General features: G+C 66.0%; 16 protein-coding genes. 5 read left to right on the top strand and 11 right to left on the bottom strand.

What is annotated here, in order from left to right; genetic code table 11:
• The first annotated feature begins 10 nt into the window (after positions 1 to 10).
• Positions 11 to 2221 carry an acyl-CoA dehydrogenase gene (locus P8R42_06345; GenBank protein ID MDG2304267.1) on the top strand — a complete coding sequence of 737 codons (2211 nt, stop codon included), beginning with the start codon at positions 11 to 13 and terminating at the stop codon, positions 2219 to 2221.
• Positions 2222 to 2237: 16 nt separating this feature from the next.
• A complete protein-coding gene (locus P8R42_06340) occupies positions 2238 to 2930 on the top strand; it encodes an alpha/beta fold hydrolase (GenBank protein ID MDG2304266.1) in 693 nt (230 codons plus the stop codon).
• Positions 2931 to 2936: 6 nt separating this feature from the next.
• Here the strand turns inward: P8R42_06340 and P8R42_06335 are convergent, their stop codons facing one another.
• Positions 2937 to 4010: a phosphotransferase gene (locus P8R42_06335; protein ID MDG2304265.1), complete on the bottom strand. Its 1074-nt coding sequence runs from the start codon at positions 4008 to 4010 to the stop codon at positions 2937 to 2939.
• A gap of 134 nt (positions 4011 to 4144) precedes the next feature.
• The gene (locus P8R42_06330; protein ID MDG2304264.1) at positions 4145 to 4423 is read right to left on the bottom strand and encodes a hypothetical protein; all 279 of its coding nucleotides are present in this window, start codon (positions 4421 to 4423) and stop codon (positions 4145 to 4147) included.
• A gap of 204 nt (positions 4424 to 4627) precedes the next feature.
• On the opposite strand from P8R42_06330, the gene P8R42_06325 reads away from it, so the two are divergent.
• Both P8R42_06325 and P8R42_06320 read left to right on the top strand, forming a co-directional pair.
• Positions 4628 to 5293: an enoyl-CoA hydratase/isomerase family protein gene (locus P8R42_06325; protein MDG2304263.1), complete on the top strand. Its 666-nt coding sequence runs from the start codon at positions 4628 to 4630 to the stop codon at positions 5291 to 5293.
• Positions 5294 to 5602: 309 nt separating this feature from the next.
• Positions 5603 to 8266, top strand: coding sequence for a fused MFS/spermidine synthase (locus P8R42_06320; GenBank protein ID MDG2304262.1), 2664 nt, complete (start codon positions 5603 to 5605; stop codon positions 8264 to 8266).
• 83 nt (positions 8267 to 8349) lie between these two features.
• Here P8R42_06320 and P8R42_06315 read toward each other — a convergent pair whose 3' ends face one another.
• From P8R42_06315 to P8R42_06275, 9 genes are all read right to left on the bottom strand, one after another.
• Positions 8350 to 9270 carry a glycosyltransferase family 2 protein gene (locus P8R42_06315; GenBank protein MDG2304261.1) on the bottom strand — a complete coding sequence of 307 codons (921 nt, stop codon included), beginning with the start codon at positions 9268 to 9270 and terminating at the stop codon, positions 8350 to 8352.
• Positions 9271 to 9678: 408 nt separating this feature from the next.
• A complete protein-coding gene (locus P8R42_06310; GenBank protein ID MDG2304260.1) occupies positions 9679 to 10470 on the bottom strand; it encodes an enoyl-CoA hydratase-related protein in 792 nt (263 codons plus the stop codon).
• Between the two features lie 23 nt (positions 10471 to 10493).
• Complete coding sequence (locus P8R42_06305) at positions 10494 to 11840, bottom strand: amidohydrolase family protein (GenBank protein MDG2304259.1); 1347 nt, start codon at positions 11838 to 11840, stop codon at positions 10494 to 10496.
• Positions 11841 to 12199: 359 nt separating this feature from the next.
• Positions 12200 to 12544, bottom strand: coding sequence for a hypothetical protein (locus tag P8R42_06300; protein MDG2304258.1), 345 nt, complete (start codon positions 12542 to 12544; stop codon positions 12200 to 12202).
• 27 nt (positions 12545 to 12571) lie between these two features.
• Entirely contained in the window at positions 12572 to 12745 is a 174-nt protein-coding gene (locus tag P8R42_06295) for a hypothetical protein (protein MDG2304257.1), read from the bottom strand.
• Positions 12746 to 12823: 78 nt separating this feature from the next.
• Positions 12824 to 12970: a hypothetical protein gene (locus tag P8R42_06290; protein MDG2304256.1), complete on the bottom strand. Its 147-nt coding sequence runs from the start codon at positions 12968 to 12970 to the stop codon at positions 12824 to 12826.
• Positions 12971 to 12973: 3 nt separating this feature from the next.
• The gene (locus P8R42_06285; protein ID MDG2304255.1) at positions 12974 to 13276 is read right to left on the bottom strand and encodes a hypothetical protein; all 303 of its coding nucleotides are present in this window, start codon (positions 13274 to 13276) and stop codon (positions 12974 to 12976) included.
• Positions 13277 to 13371: 95 nt separating this feature from the next.
• Positions 13372 to 14547, bottom strand: coding sequence for a Gfo/Idh/MocA family oxidoreductase (locus tag P8R42_06280; protein MDG2304254.1), 1176 nt, complete (start codon positions 14545 to 14547; stop codon positions 13372 to 13374).
• Positions 14548 to 14551: 4 nt separating this feature from the next.
• Positions 14552 to 15382 (bottom strand): SDR family oxidoreductase, encoded by an 831-nt coding sequence (locus tag P8R42_06275; GenBank protein MDG2304253.1) that lies wholly within the window; start codon positions 15380 to 15382, stop codon positions 14552 to 14554.
• A 188-nt stretch (positions 15383 to 15570) separates the two neighbouring features.
• Between P8R42_06275 and P8R42_06270 the strand changes: the two genes are divergently transcribed.
• A complete protein-coding gene (locus P8R42_06270; protein MDG2304252.1) occupies positions 15571 to 16347 on the top strand; it encodes an enoyl-CoA hydratase-related protein in 777 nt (258 codons plus the stop codon).
• Positions 16348 to 16377: the final 30 nt, after the last annotated feature.

Below are 16377 nucleotides of genomic sequence, written 5' to 3'. Positions count from 1 at the left end.
CAAACCACCCATGAAACTCGCCCTGACCGACGAACAGGAACTCCTGCGCGATACCTTCTCCGATTTGTTCGCGTCCGAGTCGAGCCCCGAGCGGGTTCGGAGGGCCGAGGAATCCGGTTTCGACGAGGATCTCTGGCGGAAACTGGCGGAAACCGGAGCGTTCGGCATCCGCGTACCGGAGGCCGCCGGCGGTATCGGCCTTGGTCTGCTCGAAGCGACGATTCTGATGTACGAGGCTGGCCGCAGGCTGGCCACGGGGCCACTCACCGAGAGTACCGTGGCAGCGAGACTGCTCGCCGACCTTGGTGAATCGAGCCTCCTGCCCGAAGTCCTCGTAGGCGAGTCCGTCGTCTCCCTCTCGCTTCGTCCCTTCGACGTGGGCCAGGACCTCACCGTTCCCGGAGGTTCGACCGCCGCCGCCATCGTCGCACGACACGGCGACGACGTCGTGTTGATCCAACGTCCCGCCACGGTCCACCCCGTTCGAAACCTCGGCAACCCCGGGCTCGCACGCTGGTCGGGAATCGGCGCTAGCGAGGTCGACGTGCTCGGGCGCGGGCGTGCGGCGTGTGACGCGTTCGGCGCCGCTGCCGAAGAATGGAAGCTCCTCACGGCCTCGTATCTGACCGGCCTCGCGCGGGAAGCGCTCCGCATCGCCGCCGCGTACGCGACCGAGCGCATCCAGTTCGACCGACCGATCGGCGCCTTCCAGGCCGTCGCCCATCCTCTCGCCGATGCGGTGACCGATGTGGAGGCCGCGCATCTCCTCGCGCACGAAGCCATCTGGGCAATCAGCGGTGGACGACCCGAAGCCGCCGCGCTCGTGTCCATGACCTCCGCCTGGGCTGCGCTCGCCGCGACGCGCGCCGTCCGGCGCAGCTTGCACACGCACGGGGGATACGGGCTCTCCCTCGAATACGACGTTCAGCTCTACTTCCGTCGCGCCAAGGCCGTCGCCCTCATGGACGGCGATCCGCGCGATGAGCTCGTCCGCGTCACCGACCGCCTGTGGAGAAACGAGCGCGTCCCGCTCCCGGAAGCGGGGCCACATCCATTCGATTTCGAGCTGGGCGAGGCAGCCGAGTCGTTCCGCACCACCGTCCGCAAATTCTTCGAAGAGAACCTCACCGACGAGCTACGGACGCATGCCCACTTCAGCTGGGACGGGCACCACCCCGAGTTCAACCAGAAGCTCGCGGCCGCCGGCCTCGCCTTCCCGTCCTGGCCCCGCGAATACGGCGGCGAGGAACGCGGCATCTACGAGCAGATGGCGCTCGAGGAGGAGTTCTACCGCTGTGGCTGGGCGACGCACCCCCTCGGCACGACGCGCATGGTCGGCGCGACGTTAATGAAGCTCGGGAGCGACGAACTGAAAGCGGAAGTGCTTCCACGCCTCGCGCGCGGCGAGGCCATCACGTCTCTGGGGTATACAGAGCCCGGCTCGGGCTCCGACGTCGCTGCCGCGCAGACCCGCGCTGTCCGGGACGGGGACAGCTGGGTCATCAACGGGCAGAAGATGTTCACCAGCGGCGCAAACCTCGCGCAGTACGTGCTGCTCCTCACTCGCAGCGACCCGAAGGCGAAGAAGCATCGCGGGCTCACGATGTTCCTCGTCCCGCTCGACACACCGGGCATCGAGGTCCAGGCCGTGCACACGGTGAGCGAGGAGCGAACGAACATCACGTACTACTCCGACGTCCGCGTCCCCGACCGCTATCGGATCGGTGAGGTGAACGGCGGTTGGGCGGTACTGTCGTACGCGCTCGAGTTGGAACACGGCGGAGCCTACCCGAATCACCACGAGGATCTCGTGAACGCCGCCGCGCAGTGGGCGCGAACCACGTCGCGCGACGGCCGCCCCGCGCTCGAGGACGTCCGCGTCCGCGAGCGTCTCGGCCTGGCCGCAACCCACTTCGAGGCTTCACGCGTGCTTTCCCGCCGCACGCTCTGGATGGCCGCCGAAGGACGGCCGGACCAGGGCGAAGGGCCGATGGCCAAGCTCTTCCAGACCGAGATCCTCGTCCAGGACGCGCAGGACCTGCTCGATCTCGCGGCACCCGAGTCCCTCCTCGCCGCGGGGGAGCCTGGCGCGGCCGCCGACGGCGAGTTCGAAAACACCTATCGATTCTCGCCGGCGCCGACGATCTATGCCGGAACGAGCGAGATCATGCGGAGCATCATCGCCCAACTCGCGCTCGGTCTCCCTCGGAGCCGCTCGTGAGGGCAAGGACCACGACATGAGCATTCAGAGCATCATCTTCGTACACGGCGCGAACCACGGGTCGTGGTGCTGGGAGCTGATGCGCCCGCTCCTGTCCGCGCCGTTCGCGAGCCTGGATCTCCCCGGCCGTGGCATGTTTCCGCTCGACCCCGCCGAGATCGAGATCGGCGCGTGGGTCGACCACGTCTGCAACGCGATCACCGGCCCCGATCTCCACGATGTCATCCTCGTCGGGCACTCTCTCGCGGGGATCACGCTCCCCCGTGTCGTCGACCGGATTCCGGATCGAATCGCCCACGTGGTCTACGTCGCCGCAGCGGTCCCCGCCGCCGGCGAATCGATCGCCGACATGGTCCTCGACGGGAAAGCCCCCCCGGCGACGGTCGGACCGCCGGAGGACGCCGCCGTCCGGGCGGCTTTCTGCAACGACATGGACGAGCGCCAGACGAAGTTCGTTCTCGAACGACTCGTCCCCGAGGCTGGCAGGCCGTTCGCCGAGCCGATGGACCTCGCGGGACTCGCCCATCCAGTGCCGCGCACCTTCGTGAAACTTCTTCGCGACCAGTCGCTGCGCCCGCAACTACAAGACGAGGTGATCGAGCGACTCGCCCCAGTGAACGTCGTCGAGCTCGACACCGGCCACGACGTGATGATCTCGAAGCCGCAAGCACTCGCGCCGATCCTGAACGCGCTCACCAAGAAAAACTGAGCCCGATTAACCGAGGAGCTCGCCGGCGCCCATGTCGATGGCGTGGCGCGCGTGCCGACTCGCCATCGCGACAAACATTTCATCACCGCGCTCGGTTTGCCCGACCAGCATCGACGCGATGATCGTCACGGCGAAACCGGAGAACGTGCCGCGGCGATAGTCCTGCCAGCAATCCTCCCACGCGTAGCCGGACACACCCGCGTCACCCAGAGCGCCGTGATAGGCTCGGACGATCTCCTCCTCCACCGGGCGCCGATCTTCGGCGAGAAGTCCGGCCCCGAGGAAATAGGCGACATCGGACAGCGGGCTCCCGAGCGCCACACTCTGCCAATCCACGACCGAAATGCGCGGCGGCGTCTGCGCCGCGTCAATCAGGAGATTGTCGAGCCGGTAATCGATGTGGACCAGCGACCACGGATCCCGGAGCAACTGGAACGGCGGCCCCTGCGATTCGGCGACCGCCTCGATGATCGCCACCTCGTCCGGAGCGAGGCGCGCACCGTACCGCTCGAGGAACCCCGGTAGGTTCGTCTTGTAGAGCATGCGCCCCATCTGGATGGTCATGTCGCTCGGTTCGCCGAGCCACTCGGGCCCGCGCAGCGTCTCGTCCTTCCAACTCGGCGCGTGCAGGCCGACCAACTCGAGCACCGCCGCCTTCGCGATCTCGGGCGAACAGCCCGCGAGCTGATCGCCCTGCTCTGCCGGGGCCATGTCTTCGAGCAGCAACACGAAGTCGGGCCCGTCGCCCTCGATGTCGGCGTAGTAGCACCGCGGCGTCGAGATCGAGAGGCGCGAGACGAGCTCGCGATAGAACGACACCTCCTTGATGTAGTTCTTGAGAAGAATCCCCGTCTGCCGACTCGTCGGATCGTCCGATGCGAACTTCCCAACGAGCGTCCGAGGCGTCGAGGCGTCGGCTCCTTCCAGGTCGAGCTCGTAGCGGATGCACATCCCCACCTGGCCGGTGCCGATCCGTTGCTTGGTGAGACCGCGAACCGTCGCAGTGGCGTGCCCGGCGTCGCGTAAGCGCTCCGTGAGCCAGGCGGCGTCGATCGTCTCCGGGGTCGGTAGATTCGGCATGTCCCAAACGTATGCCGAATTCGCCGCCCGGGTTCCACAAACGACGAGATCAGGGCAGCCGATTGTCCCGGATCAGCCGATCACGTCGATCCGCGAGAAGCGGCCGACGTCCTTCTGCATGAAGTCGCCGGTGTTCAACGACTCGTGCGTCGTTTCGCCGGAGCACTTCTCTCGAGGAGCGCCGCCACGGCCTCCTCGACGACCCGCCGCGTGCGATCACGGCCAAGCTTCTGGTCCGTACGCATCCGATCCCAGGCCTCGAATGACGTCAGGAGTTCCACCCCGTCGCGATACGGCCCGACTTCCGGCAGAGAACGCACGAGGTCGTCGCGAAGCGTCCGAACCGGCGCTGCCGGCTCCGGATGCAGCCCCCTCGACACCCGCACCTGCATCTCGCGGTAGAGCCCTTCCATGTCCTCGAAATGCCGATAGACCGTTCAGAGTAAGCACCCAGCACGCGACCATCGACCTCCTGCGCGTCATCTCCTCCCCCTGCATCGGACATCGCCTTTACGTCTGCCGGATCCGTGGGCGGCAGCCAAGATCTATGGACCAGCTCCATGTCGATATCGGACTCCTATTGACATAGAGACTGTCAGTTTACATCATTGCCCTCCATGATGACCCGAACCAAAGACGGCGACGTTCACGTTCTGACGATGCAGAACGGACAGAACACGATCGACCTCGAGTTCCTCACGACACTGACCGAGAACCTCAACGCCGTCGAGGCCGACGCCGAAGGCCCCGCCGCCCTCGTGCTCACAGGAGAGGGGAAGTTCTTCTCGAACGGCCTCAACCTGGATTTCATGATGAGCGCGTCCGACGATCAGCGAAAGCAGTTCGGCGGCGCGATGATGTCGATGATGAAGAAGTTGACCCTCTTCCCGGCACCGGTCATCGCCGCGCTGAATGGACACGCGTTCGCGGCAGGTTGTTTCCTCGCTCTCGCGTGCGATTTTCGCATTCAGCGCGAGGACCGAGGTTGGATCTGCGTCTCCGAGGTCGACGTCGGTGTCCCCATCGGCAAACCGATGATGGGGCTGCTCAACGGGAAACTGACGCCGGCCGTCGCGCGAGAGGCCGCCCTTACCGGAAAGCGCTACGCCGCGGACGATGCGATCGCGGCCGGCTTCAGCGATGCGAAGGCCTCGGAGGCCAACCTGCTGGGCGAGGCTACGAAGGTCGCCGCCACCCTCGCCGCGAAGGAACGTCAGATCTTCAAGGCGATCAAGCAGGATCTCTACGGCGAGATCGCCGCGGGCTTCCGAATCCCGGCCTGAAACGAGCGCGGTCGCTCACGAGCCCGAAGTAGGGACGTTCCTTAGTCTCGGCGATTTCTTGAATCGTTACTCTGATTGAGGTGCATGGGCCCAGCCCTCCTCGAGAAACCTGGCTGAAGCTGCGGGGGCACTCGTCAGGTGCGGGAACAACGGCGCCGACGGCAGAGGCCCGGTTCCCACGCTTCCCCTTGTTCGCGCCGATCTCAATCGCCTCCCCTATGGCTTTGGCGCAACGGGCGCCCGGACTTCGCGCGGAATCTGTACCTGGCGCGTCCAATCGAGTTGGCGTATGTCACATGGCTGAGAACGATGGCTGGATCTCTACCCTTAGCTCTCGTCTACCTCTGCTTCTTCCTCTCCGGAGCCAGCAGCCTGGTCTACGAAGTAGTGTGGATGAGGTGGCTGGTGCTCACCCTAGGCAGCACCACGGCGGCCGTGAGCACGGTGCTGTTCACGTTCATGGTGGGTCTCGCACTTGGAGCCTGGGCCTTCGGAGGTATCGCGGATCGGAGTCGGTCCCCGCTCAAGCTCTATGCCTTTCTCGAAGCGGGCATCGGCCTCTACGCGCTGCTGCTTCCGTGGCTCGTCGGCGGGCTCACGCCCGTGTACGTCGCGATCGCCCAAGCTCTCGAAGGGTACGCCTTCGCCCTGACTCTCGTACGATTCGCTTCGGGCGCAGCGGTCTTGCTGATTCCCACCGTACTCATGGGCGCGACATTGCCGGTCCTGATTCGCTTCGTTGGAACGCACGGGTCCATGGGCCGATCCCTAGGCCTCCTTTACGGCACCAACGTGGCGGGCGCGGTGCTCGGCTGCACCGCCGCCGGGTTCGTCCTCATTCGCCACCTCGGTCTCTCCGGCACCACCACCGTCGCGCTGGTCGCCAACCTGGTCGCAGCCGGGCTCGCGTTTCTCGCAGCGGGGATGGCGACGCCGGGCGAGCGAGCGGGCGAAGAGCCGCCTCCCGCGTGGGAACCGCCGGCTCCGTCGCCGCGATGGCTGATGTGGTTCATCGTGTTCCTCTCGGGCTTCGTCACGATGGCCTGGGAGGTCCTCTGGACCCGCATCCTGATCTTCTCCATCGACAGCACCGCCCAGGCGTTCACCGTCATCCTGGCGGTGTTCCTCTCGGGGCTGGCGCTCGGGAGCTGGATCTTCGCCGTTCTGATCGCCGGCAAGCGCGAAACACTGCCGGTTCTAGCTGGCGCGGAGATCACCGCCGGGATCCTGGCCCTGCTCCTAGTCCCCTGGGGGGTGCGCGCCTTCGACCTGATGCTCGTCTTCCTGGACTACGCCGGGGTGAGCTACGCGTCGCAGGCGATGGGAAACGCGCTGGCCGCGGGGGCTCTGATGCTGCTGCCCACCGTGCTGCTCGGAATCGTCTTCCCGATGGCGAGCCGCATGCTCGCCGACCGCGTGGCCACAGTCGGAGAAAAGATCGGTCGCGCCTACTTCGTCAACACCGTGGGCAGCGCGCTCGGGGCGCTCGCCGCCCCGTTCGTCCTTCTTCCCTGGCTCACCCTCAAGGGGAGCTTCTTCGCCTTGTCGGTACTCCCGATCGTGGCGGGTTGGGCGCTGCTCGCCGCGTCCCCGCTCCCCGGTCGGCGACGCGATCTGGCAATCGCCGGATCGGCCGCGGCGCTCGGACTCTGCACCATCCTGTTCGTTTGGCTGCTCCCCGGCCCAAATCCCTTCGATCCTCCCTCCCGCTTCCGCACAGGGGACTGGAGCGTGCTCGCGCACGAAGACACGGCCAATGCGTCGGTGTCGGTGATCGAGTACGCGATGGGTGGGCGGTCGCTGCGCATCGACGGCTTCGAGGCAGCAGGCTCCGACGGCGGATCCCTCTACGGCTACATGCAGCTGATGAGCCACTTACCCATCCTCCTCCACCCCGACCCCAAGCGAGTGCTCGTGATCTCGGTCGGCACGGGGTCCACGGCCGGCGCCGCCGCCCTCCACCCGGGGACCTCGGTGGACATGGTCGACATCAACCAGACCGTCCTGGACTTCACTCCGTATTTCGCGACGGCAAACGCCAACGTGGCCGAGAATCCGCGCGCACACGGCATCGTGGATGACGGCCGGAACCACCTCCTCGTCTCGAACGAGAAGTACGACGTCATCACCTCGGAGCCGATGCCCCCCACGTTCGCGGGAATCGTGAACCTCTACTCGCGAGAGTACTACGAGCAGGCGAAGGAGCGGTTGAACGAGGGAGGCTACTTGGTGCAGTGGCTGCCCTTCCACCTGCTAGAATGGCACCAAGCGCTGTCGATCCTGCGCACCGTGCAGGACGTCTTTCCCGAGACGAGCCTCTGGATGCACTTCTACACTGGCATCATCGTCGCGCGCCGAGACGGACCCATCGAGATCGACCTACCGCGCCTTCGGCGCCAGCTGGCCGCATCGCCAGTCCGTGAAGGTATGCGCCAGATCCACATACGCACCGCATCCCAGATCGTCGACCTCTACGGCCTGGGACCGGAGCAGGTGGAGGACCTAGTCGCCGGGGCCTCACTGATCACCGACGATCATCCCACGCTCGAGTTCGAAACGGCGCGCCCACTCGCTCCCGAAGAGCTGCAGGAATCGATACACCTGATCCACACCCGGAGACTCTCCGAGGCACCGCCCCTGCGCAACGCGACGCCGAAGGAGACACGGCTACTCGAGGAGCACCGCAGCGTCGCGACCTCCATCAGAGTCGCCAGGCTGTGGTCGTCCCGGCGACAATTCGAACGCGCTCGCTCCTTTCTCGATGCGGCGCTCGAGACCACGACCACCGACGCCAACCGAGCGCAGTTGCTGCTGCGACTCGCGCTGCTCGCCCAAGAGGAAGGGGACGACGACGAGGCCCGCCGACGAGTAGAGGAGAGCTTGAGGCTCCGCCCGATGAACGATGTGGCCCGGAGGCTCCGCTCCGATCTGGCCCAGCAAGCACCGTCGGGCGCGGAGGACAGTCGGGGCTAGAGCCGCAGGTGGGTGCGCCAGTTCCACGCGCAACGGTCGCACCCGCCGCACAATGGGTTGGCGCGGCGCGAAAGGGGTAGAAGCTACTGCGCGGGTGCGCCGGTGATGCCGTCGCGCACGCCTTGGGCGAGCGCGCGTACGACGTCCCACTTGCCGCGGGCGGCGTAAATGGCCGCACTGCCCGCGATCAGAGCGGCGTACACGGGAGTGAACGCGAGCCACGCGCCAACGCCGGCGTGCTTCCGCATCAGGTGGAACATGTTCCGGCACTTGAGCCGCGCGGCGTAGGGGGTGAGCCCCGCGGTGAACCCGCGCATCCCGTCGTGGAGGACGACCGCGCGGGGTTCGAGCATCGGGCCGTAACCGAGGGCCCGGGCCCGGAGACAGAAATCGACCTCTTCGTAGTAGACGAGGAGGCCCTCGTCGTACGGACCGACGCGCTCGAAGCACTCTCGGGTCACGAAAATCGCCGACCCCATGATGCCCCCCACGGGATATGGTCGATTGTCTCCGGTCGAACGTACCTTCAAGAGGGTCCGCGGGACCGCGAGAGACCAGGACGAGTATCGCTCTCCGAGGGAGAGCGCGTGTCGGTCGCCCAGGTCCAGAAGCGCCGGGCCGACGATCCCCGCTTCGGGCATGGCCTCTGCGACGGCGACCATCCGCGCGACGCAGTCCGGCTCGATCACGGTATCGTTGTTCAGAATGAAAAGGTGCGTGGCTCCGAGTTCGAGGGCACGGACCGCACCACCGTTCACACCCCCGGCAAAGTGCCGATTCTCGGGCAGGCGAACGATCTCCACGTCGTCCGCGCCGGCGTAGGCCTTCTCCAGCTCTTCGAGATCCGACGCGTCCGATGCGTTGTCTGCAATCACGACCTGGACCCGCGGACCTTGCCCACCGCGAAGCGAATCGACGCAGGCCCGGGTGACCGGCGCGCCGTTGTAGTTGACCACGACCGCGCCGACCAGGCGCTCCATCGGAGGACGTTCCGCCGGACTCATCCCCAAGTACCTATCAAGCCAGCCCAACGAAGCACGGCATACTAGAATCAGGGAGGAACGGAGATTCGACGAGGTGATCAAGCGCCTGCACCGCGCTGCCTACCGCTGCCGCGACTCGGAGGAGACGCGGAAGTTCTGCGAGGATTTCCGCGGTCTGACGGTCGTCGTGTACCCGTGGCCCACGCAAATTCTCCACGGCGACGTGGAGTCGCGGCAGGTCGTCTTCTGGCAAGAGTGGGCCCGCGCGCGCGGCCACCTTCCTAAACCTGTTCCCAGGCTTCATCGCGCAGGACCCCAGGATCGATCAGGCCACGTTCGAGATGCGATTCATCGACGGCGACTACCACTGGAACGAAGCCCCCCACCAGCTCGCGGCCAAGCTCGTGATCGAGCAGCCCGTCGAGCGCTTCACTCCTCGGGAAGCTTCGAGAAGTCCGGAGGACGCTTCTCCCAGAACGCAGTGAGTGCCTCCACGTTCTCGGGCGTCCCCATCCGGAGAGCAAAGGCCGCGTTCTCCCGCTCCACCGCGGCCAGGACCTGATCGCGACGGGCTTCCAGCAAGAGACGCTTCGTCGCGCGAACGGCCCCCGGCGGATCCCCGGCTATGCGATCGGCCGTCGCCTGCGCCGTCGCCATCAACGCGTCCGGCTCAACGCAGGCGTTGGCGAGTCCGAGAGCAACCGCGCGCGGCCCGTCGATGAAGTCGGTCGCGTAGAGCAGCTCCGCCGTGTTCCGCACGCCGAGGATCTCCTGAAAGAGAAAGCTCGACGCCGCCTCCGGCACGACGCCCAGCTTCACGAACGGCGCGCGAAGGCGCGCACGACTGCTCACGTAGACGAAGTCGCAGTGCAGCAGGATCGTGAGGCCGAAACCGATCGCGACGCCGTCGACCGCAGCGATCATCGGCTTGTCGAAGGTGGTGGTGAGGTGATCCATCACGCCGCTGAATGGATGCGGCCCGCTCGAGTCGCCCTCGCCCTTTCCTTCGATGAGCGCCATGTCGGCCCCAGCGGTGAAGTTGCTATCGGCGCCAGTCAGGACGACGACGCGCGCGCCGGGATCGGCAAGCACCCCGCCGAGCGCAGCGAGGAAGTCGTGCCACATCGCGTCCGTGAAGGCGTTCTTGCGCTCCGGCCGGTTAAGGGTGATCCGCGCGACGCCGGCCCGCGTCTCGACGTGGACGGTCGATCCCGCCGCCACTTCAGACCGCCGTTCCGCCCCCACTACTTTGGCGGGCTCTCGTCGAAGGGCGTCGCGAAGGCGGTCGCCATCTGACTGATGATGTCACCGACGGTGGCGTACCCGCGCTCGTAGTCCGACGGCGCCTTGCCGCCCTTCCCGCCCTTGGGCGTGAGGTCCACGTGCGTCGCCTGCGAGCGAAGCGCAGCCACCGTGCACTGCTCACGCGGGATGTGCCGGAACGGATCGTACTGGAAATGCCGCATCGAATTCAGATGCGTCATCTTGTCGATGTCTTCGTCGGAAACGCCGCCAAGAGAGGCCCACAGCTTCTCTGGCGAATGAGGCCAGGTCGTATCGGAGTGCGGGTAGTCGCACTCCCAGGTGATGGTGTCGATCCCGATCCGGTCGCGCGTCGCAATGCCCACGGCGTCATCGATGAAGCAGGTGATGATGTGATCGCGGAACACGTCGCTCGGCTTCTTCCCGTCGGGGAAGCGATGCAACGTCCAGGGATTATGGTGCTCGTGCACGTAGTCCATTCGCTCGAGACAGTACGCGATCCAGCCCGTTCCACCTTCGGAGAGTGCAACCTTGAGATCCGGGAACTTGCGGAAGGCATCGCTGAAGACCAACTCGACCGCGCAGTTGTAGAGCGTGATCGGCGTGCTCGAGATCATCACCTCGATTGGCGCGGTCGTATCCTGGAGGCTCATCCCGGTGCCGGATCCGATGTGGATGCACACGACCGTGCCTTCGTCCTGACAGGCCTGCCAGAAGGGATCCCAGTGGTCGCTGTGAACACTGGGGTACCCGAGCCCGCTCGGAACATCAGGGAACGTGATCGCGTGACAGCCCTTCTTCGCGACGCGCCGAACCTCCTCGGCCATCAGCTTCGGATCCCACATCATCGGGATCGCGAGGGGGATGAACCGGCCGGGATGCGCCCCGCACCACTCGTCGATGTGCCAGTCGTTGTAGGCTCGCGCCATCACGAGAGCGAGCTCGGGATCGTTGTTTTCCTTGGCCTGCCTGGCGAACAGCTCGCCGGTGAAGCCCGGTACAGAGGGGAAGCACAGCGACCCGAGGACACCGTTTACGTTCATGTCATCGATGCGGGCGGCACTGTTCCAACAGCCGTCGCGCAGCTGGCTGAGCGCGGTCGGTTCCATCCCGTACTCTTCGGGAGGACGACCGGCGACGGCGTTCAAGCCGACGTTGGGTATCTGGTTTCCGTCGAAGACCCAGACGTCCGAGCCGTCCGACTTGTGCTGCAGCTTCGGCGCCTTGTCCTTCCACTTCGCCGGAACGGAATTATCGAACATGTCGGGAGGCTCGCACACGTGGTCATCGACGCTGACCAAAATCATGTCTTCCATCTTCATGCCCATGACGTTCCTCCTGAGAGTGCTCTTGTGGCGCGGGGTAGGTGTTGGATTCCCCACGGTCGCTCGTCGCGGCACGCACCGCAAGTCCTCGAAAGCTGAACAATCGTCCAAATCGCAGCGCGCTTATGCGATAAACGCGAACGAGGGCGGCGCCGAAAAAGGTACCTGGAGCGGGAACGACGTCGACAGGCCTTCGAGCGCGACCCCGAAGGGGCCGATCTGCAGCCCCCTTGCGTGGAGCGGGAGCCACGGCTCTGGCAGCGACTCGCCCCTGTAATGGTGCTCGTCGATCTCACCGCCGGCTCAGCGGTCGCGTGGCAAACCTACCGCCTCTTCCGCACCTTCGAGTAGCCCGGAGCGCGTCAGACGCGCGCGCCCGGCGTATTGGCGGACGAGCCGAAGCGGGCCAGACCCAACTCGTCCCGGACGTCTTTACTCACAGCTTCGAGCGTCGCATCGAGCGGGATTCCGGTGGAATCCGCGATGCGGTCGACGACGTTGAACGCGCCGACCGTCGCGACGGCATCCACGTACTCTTCGTCGTTGAGCGCCTTGCGTTCGCGCTCCAGCTCCGCGTCTTTTCCCCGCATTACGGCATCCGTGAATGCCAGAAGGCGAGCGCCGTGCGAAATGCCGGCGTCGCCCTCCCCTTCACCTTCGTTCACCCCACCGAGCTCGATCTCGCTACCGGTTGCTAGGCTGCTCACACGGAGCAGCGCGGAGTGCGCGGTCGTTCAATAGAAGCATTCGTTGAGCGCCGAGACCCTCGACGCCACGAGTTCCACTCCCATTTGATCGAGATGCCGCTTCGCGAGCGGGTCCATCATCGTGTCCATCTCGAAGTAGTGCGCGTTCGAACTGCGGATGAGCGCACGAACCTGATCCCGCACGAGGCTGAGCGCCCTCATGATGTTGGGCACCATATTCTGGCCGCCGTACGTTCCTTCTTCCGGACCGACGGCATCTTCGGCAGCGACGAGCGGAACCTACGCGATCCCGTGCCTGGCTCCCGCCGGGCGATGGCGACTCGGCTCTCCCGGCTTCGGCGCCGGCAGCTCCGCGCGCGGTACGCCGAGGGCACGGGCGAAGTAGTCGACGCCCGCAATGATCGTGACGACGCCGACGAGTTCCACGTACTACTCTTCTGAGACCCCACCGGCGATCACCGAGTCGTACCAACCCTTCGAAAGGCGGCCGGGATCCGTGCGGATCCGATGGACCACGTCGACGACGTTCTGGGAGAACTGACCGAGGTTATCGTGCTCGCCCCGCACCACGTTCGGCGACAGCGCCGCTTTGCGTTTGCGACACAGAGCGCAGTCGTGACCGTTGCGACTCTCTTCGACGAGCGCCACGCGTTCCGCCGCCGTCCACCAGGTTCCGGGCGACGCTACGTGCTCCAGAATGGCGGCGTGGGACTGCTGAAGCTCCTCACGCACCGGGACCCCCGAGTCTTCCTACCGCAGGGTACTCATGAAGCTTGTATGTACAAGCCTTCCTGGAGGCAAGTCAATGCCTCCCCTCGGATCGGGCGTTAGAGCGAGACCCGCACTCCATCCTTCGCCGCGACGTAGGCTGCGTAGACGACCCGCGTCGTCTCGAGTCCGAGCACTCCGTCGGCCGGCGTATCCCCGCCCGAGCGCACCGCATCCGCGAACGCCTGACACATCGGCAGATGGCCCGAGGTCCAGTCCTCGTTCGGCATGGGTGTGGTCCAGCCCGACCCGCCGTCGATCTTCTCCATCAGGTAGGCGTCGCCGAATACGCCGGCGTCGGGCGCGTACGCACGCAGCATGTCGTTCGGACTCATGTTGACCTTCACGTGCGCGTTCGCTCCGTAGAGTTCGAGCTTGCTCTCCATCCCACCCAGGACCGCGTCGCTGCCGTAGGCCACGCCGCGAGAGCCGTCCTCGAAGTGCAGGATCGCGCAGCCCCAGTTCTCGACGTCCTGCCAACCGGTGGCGACGCGAAGCTCCGCGCCACCCGCCGCGCCGGTCAGATCGGTGACATCGGCCGTCACGGCGATGGGACGGATGGGCTTCCCCGTCCGGCGTAGGCCCTCGGCGCGCTTCAGGTGAAGCATCGCGCCGATCGGATGTGCGCCGAGCCGCAACAGCGCTCCGCCGCCTGCATGACGCCACGACTTCGAGTACGGCGAGTGCGAACCGTTGTGGCACTCCCATCCGCGCATCTCGAGGAGCACGGTGTCACCCTCGACAAGCAAACGACTCGCACGTTCGAGCGCCGGCGCGTACAGCCAGTTCTCTCCGTAGAACAAACGTACGCCCGCGGCGGCCGCCGCATCGACCATCGCCCGCGCCTCGGCCTCGGCGACGCGCCACATCTCTCGGCGATCGCGGCCGGCGATGTCCTCGTCGCTCGCATCGGCCGCGAGGTCCTGGCCGACGTAGGCCGTGAGCGGTTTCGTGCAGAGGACGTGTTTTCCCGCGCGCGCGGCGGCCTCCGTGAGAGAACGGTGCACCAGGTTGGGCACGCAGAGGTCTACGAGGTCGACGTCGGGGCTCGCGAAGAGTTCTTCGGCCGTGGCGAACGCACGGGGCACGGCGTGTCGCTTCGCGAAGTCCGCGGCGCGCTCGGGCCGAACGGACGCAACGGCTTCGATGTGCACCCCACGGGCCGCGGCCCAACAACGTGCCCGGGTTTCGGCCAGGAAGCCCGCGCCCACCAAGCCGATGCGGATGTCGGCCACCCTTCTAGTCCGGGTCCGGCATGAGCGCTGCCGCGTCGATCGCCCCGGTCATCACGCCACCGGTCGTGCCGCCGTCGGAGAAGATGTTCTCCCCATTGATGTAGCCGGCGAGATCACTCCCCAAGAAGGCGAGGATCCAAGCTTGCTGCTCGGGCGTCGAGTCGCCGCCGAGCGGACGCGGGTAGCGATCCATGTAGCTCTTGCCGGCCGTCTCGATGAAGTCGGGCATCATTGGCGTCGCCGTCGGCCCCGGACTGATGCAATTGAGACGGATCCCCTTCTCCGGAGCGAGCTTGGCGGCGCGCTGCATCGTGTAGACGATCGTGCACATCTTGGAGAAGGCGTACGCGCTGAACATCGGCTGATCCTTCATCCCGTCGAGCGCGGCGCGTGGCTCGTCGTGGCCAGCGAGCGCCATGAACTGGCTGACCTCGGCCACCGAACCCAAGTACCCCATCCCGGCCGCCGACGAGATGGTCGCGATCGAGCCGGCGCGCGGGATGTGGGGGATGCAGGCCTCGACCGTTTCCCGGAGACCCAGAAAGTTCACGAGCATCACGTCGAAGTCCGGATGAACCGGGCTCAGGCCGGCGCAGTAGAAGAGCGTGTCGATCGGACCGCCGCTCGCGACCTCGGCCACCGCGCTGCGGATCGCGGACGGGTCCTTCAAGTTCACTTCCCGGAACTCGTCGATCGGGATCTCGGGCTTCTTGATGTCGAAACCGGAGACGAAACCCCCCAGTTCCTTCACGATCTTGGCCGTCGCGGCGCCCATTCCGGAGAAGCAGCCGGCCACCAAGACCCGCTTGCCTTCATAACTCAGGGGATTCGACATGATCTTTCTCCCTCCACTGGGCTTGCTCTATTTGGCTGCGCGCCGCGCCACAAGGGACGACGGCCCGTCTCCTGAGAGAGCTGGTTCTTCGGGACCGATTCGTGGTCGGCCCGCACGCACTCCTGTATACCGGCTGTCGAGTCGACGGGCCCCTAGGGAAACGGGCCTGCCAACACGGGAGTCGTCGAATGGCCGCCGAGTTCTTGAAGATCGAGCGTCGAGATCACATCGCCACCGTCTCGTTCGACCGCCCGCCGGTGAACGCCCTCACGGATCAGGTTTTCGCGGAGATCCGCGACACTTTCAGTACGGTGGCCGAGGACTGGGACACCCGGGCTGTGATCTTCGGTTCTGCGGTGGATCGAGCGTTCTGCGCCGGCGCCGACCTGAAAACGCGCGGGACCGAGAAGCCGCCGGTCCCCCTCCCCACCGACGCACGCAAGATCGCCCGCGATGCCATGTGGGCCGTCCTCGACTGCCCGGTCCCCGTCATCGCGGCGGTGAACGGCCCGGCGCTCGGCGGCGGCCTGTGCTTCGCCGCGGTCTGCGACATCATCGTGGCGTCCGAGCGCGCAACGTTCGGCTGCCCGGAAATCGGCGTAGGGCTTCTCGGCGCCGGCTCACACATGAAGCGAATGATCGGCCCCTACCGGATGCGCGAGCTGTACTTCACCGGCCGCGCCGTCTCCGCTGCCGAGATGTACGAGATGGGCGGCCTCTCCCGCGTCGTCCCCCACGCCGAACTCGACCAGGCCGCGCGCCAAATCGCCACCGAGATCGCCTCGAAGAGCCCCGCCGCCATCCGCCTCGCAAAAGAGTCCCTGAACCGCACCGACGAAATGCCCTTCAAAGACGCCTACCGAACCGAACAAGACTACACGGCCCGCCTCTCGCACTACGAAGACTCAAAAGAGGCCATGACCGCCTTCCGCGAAAAACGCCCCCCAATCTTCAAGGGAGGCTAGGGGGGGGACGTTGGTTAGTCACGCGCCAAA

It is taken from the genome of Candidatus Binatia bacterium (assembly GCA_029243485.1).
Classification (GTDB): domain Bacteria; phylum Desulfobacterota; class Binatia; order UBA12015; family UBA12015; genus VGTG01.
The sequence above is the reverse complement of the archived record's forward strand: the minus strand, read 5'-3'. Positions and strand labels throughout refer to the sequence as shown.

Bases quoted from the DNA above. Each gene is read 5' to 3' on its own strand.
- P8R42_06330 (MDG2304264.1), bottom strand. From the start codon at position 4,423: ATGGAAGGGCTCTACCGCGAGATGCAGGTGCGGGTGTCGAGGGGGCTG.
- P8R42_06305 (MDG2304259.1), bottom strand. From the start codon at position 11,840: ATGGGCATGAAGATGGAAGACATGATTTTGGTCAGCGTCGATGACCAC.
- P8R42_06315 (MDG2304261.1), bottom strand. From the start codon at position 9,270: ATGAGTCCGGCGGAACGTCCTCCGATGGAGCGCCTGGTCGGCGCGGTC.
- P8R42_06325 (MDG2304263.1), top strand. From the start codon at position 4,628: ATGATGACCCGAACCAAAGACGGCGACGTTCACGTTCTGACGATGCAG.
- P8R42_06345 (MDG2304267.1), top strand. From the start codon at position 11: ATGAAACTCGCCCTGACCGACGAACAGGAACTCCTGCGCGATACCTTC.
- P8R42_06275 (MDG2304253.1), bottom strand. From the start codon at position 15,382: ATGTCGAATCCCCTGAGTTATGAAGGCAAGCGGGTCTTGGTGGCCGGC.
- P8R42_06340 (MDG2304266.1), top strand. From the start codon at position 2,238: ATGAGCATTCAGAGCATCATCTTCGTACACGGCGCGAACCACGGGTCG.
- P8R42_06320 (MDG2304262.1), top strand. From the start codon at position 5,603: ATGGCTGGATCTCTACCCTTAGCTCTCGTCTACCTCTGCTTCTTCCTC.
- P8R42_06295 (MDG2304257.1), bottom strand. From the start codon at position 12,745: ATGAGGGCGCTCAGCCTCGTGCGGGATCAGGTTCGTGCGCTCATCCGC.
- P8R42_06270 (MDG2304252.1), top strand. From the start codon at position 15,571: ATGGCCGCCGAGTTCTTGAAGATCGAGCGTCGAGATCACATCGCCACC.
- P8R42_06335 (MDG2304265.1), bottom strand. From the start codon at position 4,010: ATGCCGAATCTACCGACCCCGGAGACGATCGACGCCGCCTGGCTCACG.